Here is a 16,657-nt window from a genome sequence, read left to right as displayed (position 1 = left end):
GGGCTCGGCAGCACGTCCGGCCGACGCGGTCGACCGGCTGTGGATCGTGGACGGCACCCTCATCCCGGTCCGCGACCGGAAGACCGGGGCGTCCTCACGTAACCACCGGTTCTCGGCGAACGTGCAGGTCATCATCGACGCCGACACCAAGCTGGTCATCGCCGCAGCCCGGCCGGCACCCGGCAACACCGCGGACGCGGAGCACCTGCCGGGACTCCGGCCTGGCCAGCATCTGCAAGGCCGCGGCGGTGCTGGCCGACGTCGCCTCCATCCACACCAGGCTCGTCGTCCCAGACCGCAAACGGTCGGGCAGGGCCCTGCTGCCGGGCGAGGAGGAGGACAACGACGAGCACCACAAGGTCCACGCCGTCACCCACATCCACAACCTCACCGTCGCCGCATGACCAGACCGGCCACAAACCCGGCTCTGACCTCCCCGGACACGATCTTCGGCAACACGTTTCAGAGGAGTGGAAAGCCTGGCACTACGGGCCTACGCAAGGGGTCCGAGGTTTCCTTCCAGGACAGTCTGGATGATCTGGGGCCGGTCCCAGAGAGCCAGAATGTCGTTGGCGATGGCCACAATGGGCAGGGGGTCGTGGTCGCCGTACGCCTTGATGGACGCAGCCAGCAAGCTCCGGGGGACGGCGCCGGCATCCAGAAGAACACGCCAATCCTGTGGGCCGAGTTCCAGGAATTCCAGGCTGGTGAGTTCAGCGATCTCCAGCGGGTCGGCGAGCGTGCCGGCGTACGCGGCGAGGGTGCGCAGGCGGGGCAGCCCGATGACCGGGGAGAGGCTGAACGGCGCGCCGTCCCACACCCCGATCGAAAGAACTTCCAGGCCGGGGTGGGCGGCTTCCCGGATGCTCTTGATGCTGGCGTGGTTGACGTGGGCCACGAGCGGTGGCTCCGCCGTGCGGTGCCGGCGCTCGTGCGTCTTCCGGTCCAGGACCCAGTCGGTGAGCGAGTCGGCCAGCAACTCGGCGCCGACGCTCTCCTCGTGGCTGAGCATGATGATCTGCCCGGTGTGTCCGCGGGGGCCGGGCGTCAGGTCGACCGCCAGCTGGTCTCCTCCGCCGTTCTCGCCGAATACGATCCACCCGGGTGACCCGACGACGCCCTGGACCGCGGCGTCGGGTCGCGTGACGACCGCCTCCCTGGCAGCGTGCTCCCAGCGGCAGTGGCGGGTCGACGCTTCGGCGATGTACAGGTCGTCCACGGAGGCGAGTTCGCAGCGCACCGCCTCGAAGACACCGTTCGCCGTCTCGTAGTCGTCGCCCCAGTCCTCCCATCGCGCCCGGGTCACCCGGTAGAGCACCTTGAGTTCCTCGGGCAGGCAGACGCCCAGGCGTGCTTCGGCGGCGGCGATCTCCTCCTCCGTCGCGCCGATGGCGTCGGGGAGCCGTTCCCGCAGCGTGCGCTCCAGCAACTTCGGGTCCGCTGAGGAGGCCGGCCTCGCTTCGTGAGCCGGATCGGGGAGTCGGCGCCAGGGCTCGGGAAGGGAGCCCTCGATCAGGATGAGCGCACCGGGATGAGGGTTTCCGATCCCGGGTTCCACCGCCGGGCTGGGGCCGAGCAGACGAAGCACGGTCGTCCCGGTCGGTTCGATCTTCGCCGAGAACGAGACGTCGTCGACACCAGCCTCCGCCATCGCGGTCTGCACCCTCTCCACCGCGTCAAGCTCATCCTGTATGTCCTCGGTCTGAAGGGCTCGACCGGGCGGTGGCACCGGGCGCGGGAGCGCCAGACTCCAACCCCTTCGCCCGATGCGACCCGCCACGCGCAGGGAATCGGCACCGGCCTTGCCCGCCTTGGCGGCCCGCAAGAGCCTCAGCACGGGCTGCCAGGTCGCGAAGTCACGTATCAATTGCCCGGGGGGCTTCTCAGTAGCCATGCGCAGACCGTACGCGGGGCGGCTGACACCCGGAGTCCCAGGAGGGGCTGCTCACAAAGGGGGGCAGCCGGACTCGCAATCCATGGATCGGAGTCACCGCGTACGGCCCCGTCCGACCGCGCGCCCCACGAAAGTCGGCCGCAACCGCCGGCAAAGCGCGCGGCCCCGCGCCGTGCGAAGTACGCGGGACCGCACGAGAACACGCCCATCGGGGCGCCTGGCCACCGTAACCGCCCAGGCCCCTAACGGCCCGTCGAGGGCCTCCGCAGGTCTGACGTAACGCCCACCCGACCTGCCCGCGGTCAGGGATCAGTCAGCACGGCCCGCTGCACGGCTCCCTCCAGTGCCCGCAGCCAGCGCGCGAAGTCGTCGTCCCGGAGCCCCGCCCGCACCGCCTCCAGCGGGCGGGCCGCCCACTCGACCTGACACGGCGCCTGGTTGGCCTCCTCCGCTCGTCGTACATCCAGGCCAAACGGGGGGTACTCCTGGTAACTCTCGTACGCCTTCACCATCGCGCGCACCAGCTCGGCGGCCCGCTCGACCGACTCCGGGGTGCGGCCGCCGGCGTTGCTGAAGCAGGCTGTCTCGAACAGGCGCCACGCCGCCAGCCACCGGCCCTCCAGCCGCGAGCAGGTGCGGCTCGATTCCGAGCATCAGGGGCCATCTCGCTGGTGATCTCGGCCCGCAGGCAGGCATCGCTGGGCGCACCCGTACCGCGTGCTCGGCGGTCCTGCCGGGAGGGGGACGCTGCCGAGCCTGCAGAGTTCGCCGGAGCGGTCCAGCTACGGGTCGTGCTCTTGCTTCCTGGGTGAACTTCTGCTCGCAGTCGCCGCACATGATCGTGCGGCGTCCAGGTCTTCGGGGATACGCGGATCACCGTCGGCGGCTCGCACGCGCAGACGGCCTTGACGTAGTTGCGGTCCTCCTCCGTGCCCCTGGGCTCCACCTCGGCGCCGGCGCTGGCCTGCCTGCGTGTGCTGCCCCCGCCGGTGCCGCGGAGGGACCAGGAGGGGACACAGCTCACCTTCAAGCAGCTCCCCCCGGGCCTCAGGCTCCCCGGCGGCGTCCGAGAAGTCCCGAGCGAGGGCAGGGGAAGGGGAATCCGGAAGCGTCCCTTCGACGGGCGTACGTCCCCACGAGCAAGGGCCGGACGCGGCTCCGTCCTCCTCTCCCTGACGGCATCCCCCAGGCCCCGCCTCGGGCTCGGCGGACGCGAGGGCGCCCCCTCGGCAACCCGGGAAGTGACTTGTCCAGCCGACTGGGTGACTATGAGCGGTATGACGACGTGGCAGCGGAAGTGCTGGTGGGGTCTGGCCCTGATCGGGGCCGGAGCAGGGGTGGGACTGCTGGTGTGGGTGACGGTGTCGCACCCAGAAGGTTCGGCTCAGGGCTGGGGCGTCGTCGGCGCGGTGGCAGGACTGGTCGCGGCCGGCGCGGCACTGTGGCAGCTCCGCACGTCGGCCTCCAGCACTCCTGCACCGACGGCGGGGCCTGCCCCCGCACCGCCGACGCCCGTGGTTGCGGAGCGGGGTGCGATCGTGGCTCGGGGGAACGTGACCCGCTCCTCGACCCACTACTCCGGCACATCCCCGGCGCCATCCCACCCCGCCACACCACATGCAGAGGGACTGGCTGGTCGGGACGGTGCAATCGCAGCCGGTGGCGACATCGAGGACTCGACCACGGAGTACCGCTCGTGATCCGGAAGCGCCCCGCGTCCACGGAGCAACCCACAGCACCGGTTCAACTGAGCGGGGTTGGAGGGGCGATCGTTGCCGGCGGCGACGTCACCGGTTCCGTGGCCCAGCACGTCGAGGCCCAGCAGGCATTCGTGCTCTCCCCCGACGCTCACGGCCCGATCCCGGCTGATGCAGGAGGACGTGGAGTATCCAACATTCCGGCCCTCGCCGCGGGAGGGTTCGTCGGACGCGCCTTCGAACTCGCGGCTCTGAACGAGGCGTTCACCGGGGCGGGAGAGGTGCTCGTCCAAGCGGTGCACGGGCTGGGCGGGGTGGGCAAGTCGGCGCTCGCCGCCCAATGGGCCGCCGGTCGGCACGAGACGGTGCGATGGTGGATCACGGCCGACACCGCGCCCGCGGTCGACTCGGGGGTAGCGGCTCTGGCCCGGGCCCTGCAGCCCGGTCTGGCCGGCCTCCCCGCCGAAGTGCAGACCGAGCGCGCGATCCGGTGGCTCGCCAACCACCCAGAAAGGTGGCTGCTGGTGCTGGACAACGTCGAGGTCCCCGCCCACATCCGCCCGCTGCTGGACCGGATCCGCGGCGGGAGAGTGCTGGTCACCACCCGTCTGGCCAGCGGCTGGCACCACCACGCCACCGTCGTCCGCCTCGGCGTCCTCAACCCCGAAGACGCGATCGAACTGTTCACCCACATCCTCGATCAGCACGGCACCCGCGACCACACTGGCGCCCACGAGGTCTGCGCCGAGCTGGGGCACCTCGCCCTGGCCGTCGAACAGGCCGCGGCCTACTGCGCCGAAACCGGCGCCAGCCCCCTCACCTACCTGGAGCGGCTCAACTCCGCACCCGCGGCGATGTACGCCGCCGTCGCCGAGGGCGGCGACTCCGCACGCACCTGCGCACGCATCTGGCGCCTCACACTCGACCGCATCAATACCACCACCCCACTCGCAGGCGACCTGCTGCGCCTGCTCGCCTGGTACGCACCCGACCGCATCCCCCGTGATCTGCTGGCGCCGCTGGCCATCTCCATCGAGGTCGATGCCGCGATCGGCAAACTCGCCGCCTACAACATGATCACGGACAACCACGACGGCACCCTCACCATCCACCGCGTCGTCCAGACGCTCGCCCGCACCCCCGACCCCGACGACCCCCATCGCCACCCCGACGACATCGGCCACGCCCGCGACCTGGCCGCCGCGCTCCTCGCCACGGCCTACCCCGGCAACGCCGACGATCCCGCGAACTGGCCCCGCTACCAGACGCTCCTCCCCCACACCGACGCCCTCGCCAGCCACCACCCCGCCAGCGATGACACTCCCGCCACTGCCCGTGCCCTCGACCGCGCGGCCGCCTATCGGCAGGGCCAGGGCGCACTGTCTCTGGCCGTGCCCGGCTTCCAGCGCGCACTTGCCGCACACGAGCGGCTGCTGGGTCCGGACCACCTGAGCACGCTCACCTCACGTAACAACCTCGCCGGCGCGTACGAGTCGGCCGGCGATCTGGGCCTAGCCACCCTGCTGTACGAGCAGACCCTCGCCGAGCGAGAGCGAGTGCTGGGACACGACCATCCCGACACCCTCATCTCGCGCAACAACCTCGCCTACGCGTACCAGCAGGCGGGAGACCTGGATCGGGCCACACCCCTTTTCGAAGAGACTCTCGCCGTGCGAGAGCGTGCACTGGGACGCGACCACCCCGACACCCTCACCTCACTCAACAACCTCGCCGGCGTGTACCAGTTGTCAGGTGACCTGCGCCGGGCCATCCCCCTTCTTGAAGAGACCATCGCCAACTGCGAACGCGTACAGGGACACGATCACCCCGACACCCTCATCTCGCGCAACAACCTCGCCTGTGCGTACCAGGAGGCAGGCGACATGGACCAAGCCATCCCCCTGCACCAGCAGACCCTCGCCGAGCGAGAGCGAGTACTGGGCCCAGACCACCGCGACACCCTCGTCTCGCGGAGCAACCTCGCCTTCGCGTACCAGGATGCAGGCGACATGGACGAAGCCATCCCGCTGCACCAGCAGACCCTCGCCGAGCGAGAGCGAGTACTGGGTCCAGACCATCCTGACACCCTCGTCTCGCGCAACAACCTCGCCTTCGCGTACCAGGAGGCAGGCGACCTCGACCAAGCCATCCCGCTGCACCAGCAGACCCTCGCCGACGCCGAGCGGGTGCTGAGTCAGGACCACCCGCTCGTGCTGCTGGTGCGGTCGAACCTGGAGCAAGCGTGTGACGAGAGGGGCACGCTTTCGTGACCCCTGAGACCCGCCCCACAGGAAGTGGGCGGAGCCTTGCGCTGGGAGTGGGCGGGGCGACTACCGGTCCAGGAACTGGCGCACGGGTGCCAAGCTGACGGGGAGCTCGTCGCTGACGTCGATCGTGAACTGGTACACCTGCTCGGCGCGTTGGTGATTCTCCGGATCGAGCAGGGGCCTGACGGTGGACGGTGTCGTCGGACCCGCCGAGTGGGGGCGACGTTCGCCTGGAGCGGCGCGCGCCAGGGGCGACGGTGTCCCGCACGGTGGCCCCGCGCGGGACACCGTCGCGTCGCTTCTGGGGACTGGGCAGATTCCGTAATAGGCGGTACATTTGATCCCTGAAACTCGCTGATCTGAAACGTGGCAAGCCGGAGGAAGCGGCCTCGACGGCTGCCGTCAGCCTCGGTGGTCCCACGCCACGGAAGGGAACACCATGAGCCCCACGCTGGCCGACGAGATCCGCAGCCGGCTCGGAGAGCTGAGCCCCGCGGAGCGCAAGGTCGCGCGGGTGCTGCTGGCGGGGTATCCGGCCGCGGTCTTCGAGACGGTCGCCACGATCGCGGAGCGGGCGGGCGTGTCGGCACCCACGGTGCTGCGGTGCGCCTCCCGGCTGGGTTACCGGGGATTCCCCGACCTTCAGGCCGCTCTCCGCTCCGAGCTCGACGCCCGCAACGCCTCGCCGATCACGCTCTACAGGGCCGTGGAGACGCCGGAGCACGAGCGGACGGAGGCTCCGCAGGAGGCCGCCGCCAGCCAGCTCGGCAAGCGCTCCTCACTGGTGCGGCAGGCCGTCGCCCAGACCTTCGACGAGGTGGCCGCCCACGAGTTCGAGGACGCCGTCGGGCTCCTCTCCGACCCGCGCCGTCGCGTGCACGTGGGGGGCGGACGCTTCACGCACCTGGTGGCCGAGTACCTCGGCCTGCACCTGATGCAGTTCCGCAACCAGGTGGGCTTCCTGCCGCACAAGGACGTGGAGCGGACCTCCTACCTCACGCAGCTCTCCCGGCGCGACGTCACCGTGCTGTTCGACTACCGGCGTTACGAGGCTGACAAGACGCTCATCGCCGAACTGGCCCGGGAACGGGGCGGCAAGGTCATCGTGTTCACCGACCCGTGGCTCTCCCCCGCCGCCGCCCACGCCGACGTCGTCCTCATCACCCAGGTCTCCTCGGATTCGCCCTACGACAGCCTGGTACCGGCCCTGGCGGTCGTCGAGGCCCTCGTCGCCGCCGTCCTCGACCGGGTCGGCGGCAGCGGCCACGAGCGGATGAAGGAAGCGGAGCGGGTCGCCCGGCGCACCGGCCTGTTGTGAGCGGCCCGCTCGACGACGCGGCCCGGCTCGACGACGCGTAGGAGCCGGCCCCCTCCCGGGGCTGGCTCCTTGTCGCGTTCGGCCGGTCAGCGCGGCGCGATGTCGATGCGCAGGGAGAGGAGCGTACGGGCGTCCGTGCCGTCGCCGGTGAAGGCGGCGAAACCGCGCGCCTTGGTGAACGTCACCGTGAACCGCGGCCCGCTCTCGAACGTGGTCGCGGTCGCGCTGGTCTGCGCCCGCGTCGAGGCGAGCGCCCGCGCGGTGGTCCGGAAGCCGTACGGGACGCTGTCGGGATTGGCCAAGGAGGAGAAGACGTCCGCGTTGGCGGGCACGGGCGCCGTTCCGGCGGGGTTCAGGGGCTGCTTGGACGGGTCAACGCGCGCGGTCCAGGTGCGCGCGTCGTACTGGTCTCCGTCCGTGAGGTAGCTGTAAAGGGCCCGTCGCAGGGACCAGCCGTCCCCGGAGTCGTGGGCGCGGGCGTCGCGCAGGTCCAGGACGGCGACGCCGTTCGGACCGAGGACGCTGAGGTGCTCGCGGGAGCTGCCCGGCCGGTCGACGACGAGGGCGGTGTTCTCCTCCAGGGCGTAGACGCGGTCGTGGCCGGTGTCGGAGGCGAGGCGCAGGGCTCGGCCCTCGCGTCCGTAGGCGCCGGTGTGGGTGTCGACGAGTCCGGAGCGGAGGAAGCCGAAGCCGCCCCGGGGAAGGTACCCGAGCCGGGTCGGGTCGTCGAAGTAGCCGGGTGCGCTGCCGTCCCGGAGGGCTTCGTACGATTCGCCGCCGGTGACCATGTCGGGGCCGGAGGCGATCTGGGCGCCCGCGGAGGATCCCGAGACGACGGCGCCCCGGGCGAGCTTGGCGCGGATGGCGGCCAGGACCTTGGAGTCCTGGTGCGCGTCGCCGCGCAGGAGGGTGGTGACGTAGCGGTACTGGTCGCCGCCGCCGAAGAAGAAGCCGGTCATGGAGTTGACCTGGGCGACGACGGCGTCCGCGTCGGCGTTGGCGACGTGGTCGATGTCCAGGGGGATCCACTGGGCGTCCGCGGCGCCGTGTCGCTTGAAGACCTCGGCGTAGTACGCGCCGTTGCAGGCGGAGTTGCTGCACCGCTCGGGGTCCCCGGCGTGGGGGTCCTGGCTCTCGGGAACGGACGCGGCCGTGATGATCCCGATGCGGGCGCCGGGGCCGCCGGCCCTCTTGATGATCTCACCGTAGACCTGGGTGTTGCTCTCCTTGAGGGCTCCGCCGATCAGGACGAGGGACCCCGCCTGGGTCCGGGCCCTCGGGGTGTCGGCGAGGGCGGAGGAGGAGACCGTGAGAAGGGAGACGGCGAGGGCGCCGGCGAGGACGGTGCGGCGTGCGGGTGCGGGTGCGGAAGGGACGCGCATGGTGCCTCCGTTGAGGGTCGGATGGTCGCGGGACGGTGCGGGAGGGGCGTGGCCGGGGTCGGTGGCGGGGCACCTCGGCGGGGTCGGCGCCGTACCCGCGGCGGAGGGGAGCGGGGGCTTCCCTCCGCCGCGCGTCGAGGTCGGCGCCGCGGCGGCGCCGGCGTCTTCAGAAGGCGCCGGCGTCGTTCAGGAGGTGCGGCGTCGTTCAGGAGGTGCGGCGTCGTTCAGGCGGTGCCGGCCGTGCCCAGGGAGGCGATCAGGTCGGCGAGGAGGGCGACGCGCTGCGGGACGCTGGTGACGTCGAGCCACTCCTGGGGGGTGTGGTCGGCGCCGCCGACCGGGCCCAGGCCGTCGAGGACGGGGATGCCCGCACCGGCGATGAGATTGGCGTCGCCCACACCGCCGGTGGCGGCGGCGCCCAGCTCGATGCCGGCCGCCCGGGCGGCGGCGCGCGCGTGGTCGAACATCCGCCGGGAGGCGGGGGTGTCCTCCATCGGCGGGCACACATCGAGTTGCTCGACCTCGACGGTGACGCCGGGGACGCCGGGCTGGTCGGCGGCTTCGCGGATGGCACGGGTGACCCGCTGGATGTCGGCCGTCGTGGCGGCGCGCACCTCGATGCGCAGCTCCGCCCGAGGGCAGACGATGTTGGCGCGGGTTCCGGCCCGGACGACGCCGACGTTGACCGTGACGTCGTCCCAGTGGCCGTTGAGGGCCTGGAGCGCGACGGTGAGGTGGGCGGCGGCCAGGGCGGCGTTGGCCCCGCGCTCCGGCTCGATGCCGGCATGCGCGGCCCGGCCGGTGACGGTGAGACGGAAGTCGGCGACGCCCTTGCGGGCGATGACGAGGTCGCCGTTCTCCCGGGCGCATTCGAGGCCGAGCCCGAAGTGCGCGCCGGCGGCCGTCGCCTCGATCAGCGGCCGGCTGGCCGGCGAGCCGATCTCCTCGTCGGGGGTGGCGAGCAGGACCAGCTCGTCGTACGCGTCGACGCCGAGGGCGCCGAGGATCTCCAGGGCCGTGAGTCCGGCGAGCAGGCCGCCCTTGTCGTCGCTGACGCCGGGGCCGTACGCCGTGGAGCCGTCGACGCGGAAGGGGCGAGCGGCCGCGGTGCCGTTCTCGAAGACGGTGTCCATGTGGCCGGCGAGGAGGATCCTGCGGCCGCCCTCCGACTCGGGCAGCGTGCCGCGGCGGCGGCCGACGAGGGCGTCGCCGGTGCGGTGTCCGTCGGGCGTCGCCGGGAAGCGGACGCGTTCCACGGTGAACCCGATCCGTTCGAGCCTGCGCTCGATCCAGTCGGCAACCTCGTTGACGCCTTCGGCGCTGTAGGAGCCGGAGTCGACGGAGACGAGCTCCTCCAGGTCGCACAGGTAGTCGGCGCGGCGGGCGCGGGCCAGTTCCAGGAGGTCGTCGAGCCTCTCCTGGCGGCGGGCGGGGGCGCTCACAGGACCTTGGACAGGAAGGCGCGGGTGCGCTCCTGCTCCGGCTCGACGAGCACCTGGCGGGGGTCGCCCGATTCCACGACGACGCCCTCGTCCATGAAGACGGCGGTGTCGCCGACCTCGCGGGCGAAGCCGATCTCGTGGGTGACGACGACCATCGTCATGCCGTCCGCGGCGAGCTGCCGCATGACGTCCAGGACGTCTCCGACGAGTTCGGGGTCCAGGGCGGAGGTCGGCTCGTCGAAGAGCATGAGCTTGGGCTTCATGGCGAGCGCCCGGGCGATCGCCACCCGCTGCTGCTGTCCGCCGGACAGCTCGGCGGGGTAGTGGTGCCCGCGGTCGCCGAGGCCGACCTGGTCGAGGAGGGCGTGGGCGTGCTCCCGGGCGTCGGTGCGGGAGACTCCCGCGACCTTGACGGGGGCCTCCATCACGTTCTCGACGGCCGTCATGTGCGGGAAGAGGTTGAAGCGCTGGAAGACCATGCCGATGTCGCGGCGGCGGTCGGCGACCTCGCGTTCGCGCAGCTCGTGGAGCTTGTTGCCCTGCTGGCGGTAGCCGACGAGCTCCCCGTCGACGGTGAGCCGGCCGCCGTCGACCTTCTCCAGGTGGTTGATGCAGCGCAGGAAGGTGGACTTTCCGGAGCCGGAGGGGCCGAGGAGGCAGCAGACCTGGCCGCGCTCGACGGTGAGGTCGATGCCCTTGAGGACCTCCAGTCTCCCGAAGTGCTTGCGTACTCCTTCGGCGCGCACCATGGGGGTGCTCATCGGTTCTGCTCCTTGCTGTTCTTGCCGAGCCGCTCCACCGTTCCGCCGAGCAGGCGCCGGAAGGGCGAGACGTGTCCGGCGCGGGTGGTGCCGCGGCCGTAGCGTCGTTCCAGCCAGGCCTGGGGCACGCTGAGCAGGGTGACGAGGGCCAGGTACCAGATGCTGGCCACCACCAGCATGGGGATGACCTGGTAGTTCTGGGCGTAGACGTCCTGGATGTTGGACATCAGGTCGTGGGCGGAGATGACCGAGACGAGCGCGGTCATCTTCAGCATGTTGATGGTCTCGTTGCCCATCGGCGGGATGATGACGCGCATGGCCTGGGGAAGCACGATCCGGCGCATGGTGAGCGCGGGACGCATGCCCAGCGAGTGCGCGGCCTCCGCCTGGCCGGGGTCGACGGACTGGATGCCGGCGCGGACGATCTCGGAGGCGTAGGCCGCCTCGTTCAGGCCGAGGGCCAGGAGGGCGGCGATCGCCGGTGTGAGCAGCGCGTTGGTCTCGGCCTGGAAGAAGGTGATGTCGGTGAAGGGAACGCCGATCTTCACGTACGTGTAGAGCGCCGCGGCGTATCCCCAGAAGATGATCTGGACGAGCAGGGGGGTGCCGCGGAAGACCCAGACGAAGGCGTTGGCGAGGCCGTACAGCACGGGGCTGGACGAGAGCCGCATGACGGCGATCAGCGTGCCGAGGGCCAGGCCGAGCAGCATGGCGGCGGCGGTGAGCCAGAGCGTCGTCGCGAGACCGTCGAAGATGAGGTCGGCGAAGAGGTAGTCGCCGACGACGTCCCAGCGCAGGTTGTCGTTCTTGGCGAGGGAGCCGATCAGTCCGACGAGGGCGAGGACCGAGGCGACGGCCGCGATCCAGCGCGCGTAGTTGCGGACAGGGACGATCTCGAGTTCCCCGGTGGGGGGCTGGTCCGTGGCGGTGGTGCTCTGCGGGACCCGGGTCGTGCCGGCCATCTTTAGTCCACCGCCGCGTTCTTGGTGGCTTCCTTCACCGCGATGGAGGGGACGCCGTACTTGTTGTAGATCTTGATCAGGGTGCCGTCGTCGATGAGGGACTGCAGCGCCTTCTGGATGGCGTCCGTCAGCTCGGGCAGCTGCTTGCTGATGGCGATGCCGTTGGGCGAGGCGTTGTAGCCGCCGGGCGCGGCCGGGTCCTCGACCAGGTCGAACGCCTTGCCCGCGTCGGCGGTCTTGGCGACCCAGCCGGCGGCGGGCTTGGTCAGCACCTGGGCGATCACCTTGCCGGAGCGCAGCGCGAGCTGGGCGTCGGAGTCCTTGGGGAAGGTCTGGATGTCGATCTTCCCCTTGCCCGCGCCGGTACATGCGGCCTGGTGGGACTTGAGCAGGTCGAGCTGGTTGGTCGCGGCCTGCACGGCGACCTTCCGTCCGCACAGGTCGTCGAGGGTGGTCACCTTCGCCGGGTTGCCGTCGCCGACGAGGATGCCGGAGCCGGACTGGGAGTAGTCGACGAAGTCGACGACCTTCTGCCGCTCCTTGTTGTCCGTGATCGCGGACATCGCCACGTCGAACTTGCCGGCCTGGATGGCCGGGACGATCCCGTCGAACTTCTGCGGAGCGAAGGCGAAGCGGACGCCGAGCTTGGCGCCGAGGGCCTGGCCGAGGTCGTAGTCCAGCCCCGTCAGCGCGGTCTCCCCCTCCTTCACGTACATCTCGAAGGGCGGGTACGGCACGTCCGTCGCGACGCGCACCTCGCCGGCCTTCTTGACCTTTTCGGGGAGCAGGTCGTGCAGCTTCTGGTCCTTCACGATCTCCACGCCGCCGATGACGACCTTGCCCGACGGGGCGGCGGGCTCGTCACCGCCACAGGCGGAAAGGGACAGGAGCATGGTCGCCGCCACGGCGGCGGCGGCCGCGGGGCGCGCGATAAGAGCGTTCATCGCCTGGAACCTCTCGGTGGTTATCTGCCTGCGGAATCTGACCGCCCGGCACTGCTGCGAAGTTACAGAGGAACCCATCCGATGGCTAGATGTAAGTCCTATTACGTTCATGTAACGAGGACTTCGACCTCATCGCTGGGATGGTTTGGGCGTTTTTGGCGCGCCTTGACGGCTCGATCGCGAGGGGCGGGGCGCCGTTCCGGACTTACATCTTCCCGATCAAGGCCGTTACTTGTATGTTCCGCTACCAATCCCGTGGCCCTCGTCCGACGGCCGCGGCATCGAGTCACCCCCTTTCCAGGAGTGCACATGACACACCGCCCCTTCAGGGCCCCGGCGGCGGCCGCCGTCGTCCTCACCGCGATGGCCTCCGTCCTGATGGCACATCAGCCGGCGCAGGCGGCAGCCGACCGCATCCGGCTCGGCAGCGCGTCCGACGTCAGCCGCAGTACGTGGAACGGTCCGGCGTTCACGATGAACGGAGCCGGCGGCATCGTGACGGCCTCGATGACCCGGGCCATCAACGAGATCCGCGGCGGCACCGGGAGCCTCGACGTGGTCGTCGTGGCCGGTTCGGCGCCGACCTCGGGCAGCAAGACCCCGGAGTGCGACACGATCACGGGCCTGACCGGCGTCAACTCCTGTACGACGTGGACGCTGACGACGGCGTCCGACGGCAACAACAGCCAGATGAACACCGATGTCCGCAACGCCGAGTTCGTCTACTTCGCCGGCGGTGACCAGTGCCGCTACGCCGCCTGGAAGGGCACCGCCCTGGAAGCCTCCGTCGAGTCGGTCGTCGCCAAGGGCGGCGGCTCCGGCGGCGGCAGCGCGGGCCACCACATCAACAGCCCGATCGTCTACGACGCCTGCAACGGCAGCGTCACCAGCGCGGAGGCCCTCGCCAACCCGTACGATCGGTACGTCAGCTTCACCACCGGCATGTTCGAGTGGGCGAACTACGGAGCCGTCATCAACGACTCCCACTTCGTGACCCGCGACCGCATGGGCCGCACCATGTCCTTCCTGGCGCGCGCCGTGAAGGACGGTCTCGCGCCGGGCGGCTCCGCCTGGGGCGTCGGCGTGGAGGAGGGCGGCGGCTCGCTGTTCCTCGACCGCAACGGCATGGCGACCCAGTACGGCAAGGACGCCTACGTCGTCCTCGCCGACCACCAGCCGGAGCAGGCCGTCGAAAGAAAGCCCCTCACCTACAGCGGCTTCAAGATCTGGCGTCTGACACCGGGCTCCACCTTCGACTTCAAGAACCGCCCCACCTGCGGCTACTACCTGCGCAGCGTCACGAACGGCGTGACGGACGCCGATCTCTACAACGGGACGCCCCTGACCGACTGTGGCACCCAGGGCGGCGGCGGGACCACGGTCACGGAGAGCGAGCCCAACGACACGCGCGACACGGCGGACGACGCCACCGCGCTCGCCTCGCCCGGCACCCTCACGGGCAGCATGAAGTCGACGAGCGACCGCGACTACTTCAAGGTCTCCGTGGCGGCCGGCCAGACGGTCTCGGTGAGCTGCGCCGTGCCCACGGCCTACGACGCCGACGTGTACTGGCTCGACGCGAACGGCAGCACCCTGACCCGGTCCGTGAACGACGGGGCGGGCACCGACGAGTCGCTGTCGTTCACCAGGACCGCGACCGGGACAGGCACCTACTACCTCGACGTGGAGGCATACAGCGGCTCCGGCACCGCCACCTACGCCTGCACCCTCACCAGAAGCTGACGCTCTCGCCCCGCGGGGCCCGGCACGCCAGACCGGGCCCCGCGGGAGTCCCGCACCGAACATGACGCACCACATGTAACGTCCCGGCCGGGCCCAGCCCGGCCGGGCCCCCCCTGGCCGGGACTCCCCCTGGCCGGGACTCCCCCTGGCCGGGACTCCGCTTTGCCGGGACCTAACACGGGCGGGCGAGCCGCCACGGGTCGAGCAGCTCGTCGAGTTCGCCGTCGGTCAGCAGCCCGTCGCGGGTCGCCAGCTCCCGGACGGGAAGCCCCGACTCGCGGCACTCCCGGGCCAGGGCCGTGGACCGCTGGTAGCCGATGACCGGGTTCAGCGCGGTGGCGAGGCCGGCACTCCGCTCCACCATGGCGCGCAGGCGCTCCTCGTCGGCCTCGATGCCGACGACGCAGCGCTCGGCCAGGAGCCGGCAGGCGGCGGCGAGCCGGTTGGCCGAATTGAGCAGGTGGTGGACCATCAGGGGCTCGAAGGCGTTCAGCTGGAGCTGCCCCGCCTGAGCCGCCGCGCAGACCGCGGCGTCCGCGCCGATGATGTCGAAGCAGACCTGGTTCACGGCCTCGGGCATCACCGGATTCACCTTGCCCGGCATGATGCTCGACCCGGCCTGGAGCTCAGGCAGCCGGATCTCGCCGAGGCCCGCCCCGGGGCCCGAGGCGAGCAGCCTGAGGTCGTTGCAGATCTTGGACAGCCGTACGGCGAACTGGCGGAGGGCGCCGGAGAGCCGGACGAATGCGCCGACGCCCTGCGTGCTCTCCACCAGGTCGCGGGCGGGCCGGACCGGCACGGACGCGACGGTTTCGAGATGGGTGACGGCCAGCCGGGCGAAGCCCTCGTCCGCGTTGAGCCCGGTGCCGATCGCCGTGCCCCCAAGGTTCACTTCGAGGAGGGAGGCGGCGGCCAGACCGATGAGGTCGGCGTCGTCCCGTACGGTCAGGGCGAACGCGTCGAACTCCCGGCCCAGCGTCATCGGCACCGCGTCCTGGAGCTGGGTGCGCCCGAGCTTCACGGTCTTCGCGAAGTGCCCGCCGCGGTCGCCGAAGGCGTCGCGCAGCACGGTCATGGCGTCGAGCAGCCGGCCCGCGGAGGCGTACACCGCCAGCTTGGCCGCCGTGGGATACACGTCGTTGGTGCTCTGGGAGCGGTTCACGTCGTCGTTGGGGTGCAGGTGCTCGTAGCGGCCGCGCGGGTGCCCCAGGATTTCGAGTGCCCGGTTGGCGACGACCTCGTTGGCGTTCATGTTCGCCGAGGTGCCCGCGCCGCCCTGGAAGACGTCCACGACGAACTGGTCGTGGAGGCGGCCCGTGCGGATCTCGCGGCACGCCGCGACGACGGCCCGGGCCCGTTCCTCGGGAAGGGTCCCCAACTCCAGGTGGGCCAGCGCGGCCGCCTCCTTCACCGCGGCCAGCGCGACGACGAGTTCGGGGTGCGACGAGAGCGGAATGCCCGTGAGGGGGAAGTTCTCCAGCGCACGCAGGGTGTGAATGCCCCAGTAGACGTCTTCCGGTACTTCTCGCACACCGATGAGATCGCGCTCTTCGCGTCGCATGTCCGCCCCTCGCTGTCGGCACGGGCGACTCGCGCGCCGCCCGCCATGAAGTATCAGGCATTACAGATCGGACGCGCAACAGCATATTCGAATCAGCCGTTACGAATCCGGGGCTAGCGTCGGTCATGGCCCAGAGCCGCAGCGGGTCAGCCGGTCTCGGTGCCCCGGACGAGGCTTTACCGGGGTGGTCCGGTTTGCCGTCGTACGGCTGGACGGAGACATCCACGACGGAGTACTGGCGCAGGCCCATGGCGTCCGGGACCGGCAAGACGCCACGGCCGCCGGGGCCTAGGACGCCCACGGAGACGAGCTTGGTGTGGCTGCTGTCCATCACGGGGACGGGCGCGGGCGGGCGGCTGCGGCACGGCTCTGGGGGCGGAGTTCGGCGGCGATGGCCTCCCACGTCCCGTCCGGCGGGTCGATCAGCTCACCGTCCGGAGGGGACGGCGGGCGACGCGGCGACGAGACGGAGGAGGCTCTCCTACTCGCGGCGGAAGGCGTCGCATCAGGTGGAGGGAGACCGAGGGGTCGGTCTCCTCTCTGAGGGCCGTCATCGCCAGGATCTCCTCATCGGTGTGCTTCACCGTCCACCTCCCACCTCCTTTTGAGACGCACCAGGCCACGCCGTGTAGGTCTTCACCGTTCCGAGCGGAAGGTGACGTCCTTCGCCTCCTCGGCGTCCCCGA

At 70.9% G+C, this 16,657-nt stretch carries 12 protein-coding genes and 1 pseudogene; 4 read left to right on the top strand and 9 right to left on the bottom strand.

Going from position 1 to position 16,657, the window contains the following annotated elements:
- Window positions 1-10 precede the first annotated feature (10 nt).
- Window positions 11-404, top strand: a pseudogene (locus tag ABFY03_RS37350) (transposase family protein); the annotation flags it as partial.
- Between the two features lie 89 nt (window positions 405-493).
- Here ABFY03_RS37350 and ABFY03_RS37345 read toward each other — a convergent pair.
- Window positions 494-1,894 (bottom strand): SMI1/KNR4 family protein, encoded by a 1,401-nt coding sequence (locus tag ABFY03_RS37345; RefSeq protein ID WP_346172152.1) that lies wholly within the window; start codon window positions 1,892-1,894, stop codon window positions 494-496.
- A 302-nt stretch (window positions 1,895-2,196) separates the two neighbouring features.
- Window positions 2,197-2,406, bottom strand: coding sequence for a hypothetical protein (locus ABFY03_RS37340; protein ID WP_346172151.1), 210 nt, complete (start codon window positions 2,404-2,406; stop codon window positions 2,197-2,199).
- Window positions 2,407-3,590: 1,184 nt separating this feature from the next.
- Between ABFY03_RS37340 and fxsT the strand changes: the two genes are divergently transcribed.
- A complete protein-coding gene (fxsT, locus tag ABFY03_RS37335) occupies window positions 3,591-5,861 on the top strand; it encodes an FxSxx-COOH system tetratricopeptide repeat protein (protein ID WP_346172150.1) in 2,271 nt (756 codons plus the stop codon).
- A 60-nt stretch (window positions 5,862-5,921) separates the two neighbouring features.
- On the opposite strand, the gene ABFY03_RS38015 is transcribed toward fxsT, so the two are convergent.
- Entirely contained in the window at window positions 5,922-6,146 is a 225-nt protein-coding gene (locus ABFY03_RS38015) for a cyanobactin maturation protease PatG family protein (RefSeq protein ID WP_386723663.1), read from the bottom strand.
- A gap of 151 nt (window positions 6,147-6,297) precedes the next feature.
- Here ABFY03_RS38015 and ABFY03_RS37330 point away from each other — a divergent pair, with 151 nt between their 5' ends.
- Complete coding sequence (locus ABFY03_RS37330; protein WP_319007586.1) at window positions 6,298-7,176, top strand: MurR/RpiR family transcriptional regulator; 879 nt, start codon at window positions 6,298-6,300, stop codon at window positions 7,174-7,176.
- A gap of 86 nt (window positions 7,177-7,262) precedes the next feature.
- Here the strand turns inward: ABFY03_RS37330 and ABFY03_RS37325 are convergent, their stop codons facing one another.
- The 5 genes from ABFY03_RS37325 to ABFY03_RS37305 all read right to left on the bottom strand — a co-directional run bounded on the left by ABFY03_RS37325 (window position 7,263) and on the right by ABFY03_RS37305 (window position 12,667).
- Window positions 7,263-8,558 carry a cyanophycinase gene (locus ABFY03_RS37325; protein ID WP_346172149.1) on the bottom strand — a complete coding sequence of 432 codons (1,296 nt, stop codon included), beginning with the start codon at window positions 8,556-8,558 and terminating at the stop codon, window positions 7,263-7,265.
- A 224-nt stretch (window positions 8,559-8,782) separates the two neighbouring features.
- Complete coding sequence (locus tag ABFY03_RS37320; RefSeq protein WP_319007588.1) at window positions 8,783-10,000, bottom strand: M20 family metallopeptidase; 1,218 nt, start codon at window positions 9,998-10,000, stop codon at window positions 8,783-8,785.
- A complete protein-coding gene (locus tag ABFY03_RS37315; RefSeq protein ID WP_319007605.1) occupies window positions 9,997-10,749 on the bottom strand; it encodes an amino acid ABC transporter ATP-binding protein in 753 nt (250 codons plus the stop codon). Before ABFY03_RS37315 ends, ABFY03_RS37320 begins: the two co-directional genes overlap by 4 nt.
- Window positions 10,750-10,757: 8 nt before the next feature.
- Complete coding sequence (locus tag ABFY03_RS37310; RefSeq protein WP_346172148.1) at window positions 10,758-11,723, bottom strand: amino acid ABC transporter permease; 966 nt, start codon at window positions 11,721-11,723, stop codon at window positions 10,758-10,760.
- A gap of 2 nt (window positions 11,724-11,725) precedes the next feature.
- Window positions 11,726-12,667, bottom strand: a complete 942-nt coding sequence (locus ABFY03_RS37305) for an ABC transporter substrate-binding protein (RefSeq protein WP_319007590.1) — start codon at window positions 12,665-12,667, stop codon at window positions 11,726-11,728.
- Window positions 12,668-12,976: 309 nt separating this feature from the next.
- Between ABFY03_RS37305 and ABFY03_RS37300 the strand changes: the two genes are divergently transcribed.
- Window positions 12,977-14,410, top strand: coding sequence for a pre-peptidase C-terminal domain-containing protein (locus ABFY03_RS37300; protein WP_346172147.1), 1,434 nt, complete (start codon window positions 12,977-12,979; stop codon window positions 14,408-14,410).
- Window positions 14,411-14,582: 172 nt separating this feature from the next.
- Here the strand turns inward: ABFY03_RS37300 and ABFY03_RS37295 are convergent, their stop codons facing one another.
- Window positions 14,583-15,971: an aspartate ammonia-lyase gene (locus tag ABFY03_RS37295; RefSeq protein ID WP_319007592.1), complete on the bottom strand. Its 1,389-nt coding sequence runs from the start codon at window positions 15,969-15,971 to the stop codon at window positions 14,583-14,585.
- Between the last annotated feature and the right edge of the window lie 686 nt (window positions 15,972-16,657).

The organism is Streptomyces roseofulvus, assembly GCF_039534915.1.
Classification (GTDB): domain Bacteria; phylum Actinomycetota; class Actinomycetes; order Streptomycetales; family Streptomycetaceae; genus Streptomyces; species Streptomyces roseofulvus.
This window is presented reverse-complemented; position numbering and strand designations above follow the sequence as displayed.